The organism is Moorena sp. SIO4A5, assembly GCF_010672005.1.
Classification (GTDB): Bacteria; Cyanobacteriota; Cyanobacteriia; order Cyanobacteriales; family Coleofasciculaceae; genus Moorena.
Window position 1 is genome coordinate 1 of record NZ_JAAHHZ010000508.1, and the last position, 3,475, is coordinate 3,475.

2 protein-coding genes and 2 pseudogenes are annotated in these 3,475 nt (G+C 40.7%); 3 read left to right on the top strand and 1 reads right to left on the bottom strand.

Going from position 1 to position 3,475, the window contains the following annotated elements; all coding sequences use genetic code 11:
- A partial coding sequence (locus tag F6K57_RS40070; protein WP_293074430.1) for an ISAs1 family transposase occupies positions 1–283 on the bottom strand: 283 nt, incomplete at its 3' end.
- Between the two features lie 295 nt (positions 284–578).
- On the opposite strand from F6K57_RS40070, the pseudogene F6K57_RS40075 reads away from it, so the two are divergent.
- The 3 genes and pseudogenes from F6K57_RS40075 to F6K57_RS40085 form a co-directional block, all read left to right on the top strand.
- A pseudogene (locus tag F6K57_RS40075) lies at positions 579–1,671 on the top strand (ISKra4 family transposase).
- Positions 1,672–1,805: 134 nt separating this feature from the next.
- Positions 1,806–2,153: a transposase gene (locus F6K57_RS40080; RefSeq protein WP_293074432.1), complete on the top strand. Its 348-nt coding sequence runs from the start codon at positions 1,806–1,808 to the stop codon at positions 2,151–2,153.
- A gap of 83 nt (positions 2,154–2,236) precedes the next feature.
- Positions 2,237–3,445: pseudogene (locus F6K57_RS40085) on the top strand (IS4 family transposase); the annotation flags it as partial.
- Positions 3,446–3,475: the final 30 nt, after the last annotated feature.

Below are 3,475 nucleotides of genomic sequence, written 5' to 3' on the forward strand. Positions count from 1 at the left end.
CTTCTCGGTCATAGGAACCTTTGCTAGTCTTGCCATCGACATGAATCAAATTGAGCTCTAATTTTTCGGTGATGCTATTTATCCAACTCAGGAAGCTGTTCTCTAGCGCCATAGGATCTAGGAGGCCAAAGACTCGACCAAAGGTATCGTGGGACGGAATCCCGAAGGGTAATTCTAAAAACGTCTCTAGCCACTCAAGCTTAGCCTTACCATAGGTCTCGATCCCAACAAACCCATCTGCACCTGAGAGCACTGCTAAAATCGCAATTGTGATTATTGACACCTATGGTTTATCTTTACGGCGACCCACTCTGGGATCTTGAAGATCCTGAAAATGTTTGAGAACACTCTTTTTGAGCAATCTTTGCCTCTCGTTCTTGCTGCGGTTGCCGAATAGGTTTTCCAAAACCTTTTGACATGATCACTGCCCTGGAAATACTTTTCTTAGCTCATTCTTAGGTTAACTGCTTGCACTTTTGAGAGACAACCTTGACAGCAGAAACACTGTTGAACTTTATAAGCCGCTCTTTGTCAAGTGCAATTTATACCAAACTCAATGCGATTACCCTGCCAGCGAGATCCTTTATAATAACGCGGATAGGGATGGTTTGGAAACTCTAGCAGATATTGAAATTGAAGTCAGAAAGCAGATCTTAGAGCATGTCAGTCCCAAAATTGGTCTTTTTTTATCACAAAAAAGACCAATACCCAACGAGGAAAAACCCGAACCATTAAAAGTTGTCTCGGCCAACTGAAGATTAAGAAAAAACAAGCAGATGCTTTGGGAATAGAGCCTGATACGCGCCATAGCCCTCTGTTGGAAAAATGCTGTCTCCTCTTAAGTGAAGCATGAATCTTATCAAGATGCAGAGCAAGACTTATATCTGTTAACTGGACTCAAAGTTGGTCATTCCACTCATCATTGGCCTTTGGCCACGCTACGCGAACGAAAGGTTAACCAAATTGAGTTACCACTTCCTGAGGTAAAACAAGGATTATCCGAGGTATGTGTCGATGGAGGAAAAATCCGCCTGAGGACAGAAGGCAAAGGAGAACCTAGTTGTTGGCAAGAATACAAAACAGCTCGCTTACAAGCGATGCAGCGCGGTCTTGGGGAGGCAGCGCGGTCTTGGGGGTTTCCCCCATGAGCGACTGCCGTGGTTCCCCCCACTCGCGCTTTGCATCAAGACAGGGATTTATTATGGAGCCTTTTTTCAAGATAATCTCTCTTTAACCGATTGGATAAACAGTCAAAAATTCACCTCACCCTTATACTGCTTGGGAGACGGACATGATGGAATCTGGAACATCTTTGCTGAAATTGGTGAAGAGCAGCATCGAATTGAAATCCTGGACTGGTATCACCTAACCGAAAACCTTCATAAAATACAAACGAATAAATCTACCAAAGAACAGTTAGAGGCTTACCTGTGGAAGGGACAGGTATCCGAAGCTCGGAAGTTGTTGAAGTCGGTTCAGCCAGTGGGAGGAACTAACTTTCTTTGCTATCTCAAAAAACACCGTAAAAGGTTAATCAATTATCACTCTTTCCAACAGGAACAAATTTGTTCAATTGGGAGCGGAGCGGTGGAATCGGCTGTCAAACAAATCAGCCACCGAGTTAAATTAACCGGAGCCCAATGGCGACCAGAGAATGTTGCTAATATCTGACAACTGCGTTGTGCCTATCTCAACGGTCAACTAGCTATTTAAACGCTTAAAAATCCGGCTTAAAAATCTTCCCCAATTTGACAAGATTCGCGAGTTATAATCGCGCGTTCGATGTCTGATGGAGATTGAGAGCAATGGGTAGAAGAGTTTCAAGTAAGTCACAACAAGATAAACTAGAGAGAATAACTCGTTTACAGACGGCGATTGCCAGGCTCGAAACCTACAAAAATTTCTTTGAGCATCAAGGGGAACTTGCCCCGGAAGATGTTTGGGTAGCGCGTTATCAAGTCCGACAGACCCAAAAAGCCTACTGGTACTACAAGCTACAAGCTAGTTCGCCCACCTTTGCAACCACAGGTGAAACGCCCAAGCTAAGTAAATATAAGCATTTGGGGAAGGCTGGAAGTGAAGCTCATGTTGCCGGGGTGATGGGGGTAGCCAGAAGAACCATAGTTTCCTGGGGGGGCGACGAAACAGTCTGAAATGCTTGGTATGTAAAGTTTGTAGGATTTTGTGGTATAAAAAGGTAGGTCTCTCAATTTGCAACAAGACCTACCTATAGACAATGTTACCAGAATTCTACCAAAACCATCTCAAAAGTCAATTGAGTCTAGCTGAATATATTTTCTTAAAAATTTTTATAAATCTATTACAGTCAATTAAAAAAGTTAATTTAGAAAAATTAGCCAATGCTCTCCCTTTACCCATTAAATTTGAAAGTAGAAGAAAAAGAATCCGAAGGTGCGCTTTCCGTTGGCGAATTAAATTCGCCACGGGTCGCACCTAAAGATTTTTATCGTTACCAAAGTTAACAATTGAAGACTTGTGGTTTCCAATAGTTGAAGAATGCTTGAAAAGATACTTTACCGATGAAAAACTAATTTATTTAGCAATTGATAGAACGAATTGGTGTTATATCAATTTATTCATGGTTAGCCTCATTTGGGATAAAAGCGATGCAGCGCGGTCTTGGGGGTTCCCCCCATGAGCGACTGCATCAAGACAGAGCGTTTCCACTATATTTTACCTTGTTACCCAAGTTAGGTAGTAGTAATTTAAAAGAACAACAAAGTATTTTATCAAAAGTTATCCCGATTTTAAAAAACTCTAAAATCTGTGTATTGGGAGATTGACCTTTGGTCACGCTTCGCGAACGAGAATTTTGTTCGGTAAAGTTAGCAAATCATCTTCAGGAATTGGGTAGAGATTTTTGTTTGCGTTTAAAAAAGAATGAGTTAGTTGAATATCAAAAAAAGAGTTGGATTAAATTAAATGATTTAGGTCTAGTACCTGGAGTGTCTTTATTTATTAAAGGAATTAAAGTCACGAAGACTCGTGGTTTCCTAAGTTTTAATATTGCCGCTAAATGGAAACGTAAACTTAACGGAGTAGCCCCAAAAGAAGGATGGTTTATTTTGACAAATTTGGATAGCTTAAATTCGGCTATTTCAGCCTACAAACAAAGATTTGATTCGTTGGCGAAGCCTGGCGAGCGAAGCGAGGCATGGAAATGTTTAGAGATTTTAAGACAGGTGGTTATAATTTAGAAAAGACTAACGTTGAAGGTAAACGCTTTATTTCTCTAGTTTTATTGATGATTATAGCTTATACTTCTGCAACTATTCAAGGTCATAACATTAAACGTAAAGGAATCCAAAACTATGTGTCTCGTGTAAAAGAATCTGGCCGATTGGAGAGAAGACATAGCAGTTTTTACGTTGGTTTATATGGTCAAACCTGGGTTAACTTCAAAGATGTTTGTCTAGAATTAGTAACCGAATTAATGAGACGTGGGTCCTAATAA

What these genes read in the sequence shown, in the direction of transcription:
- F6K57_RS40080 (WP_293074432.1), top strand. Translation starts at nt 1,806, where the DNA reads ATGGGTAGAAGAGTTTCAAGTAAGTCACAACAAGATAAACTAGAGAGA.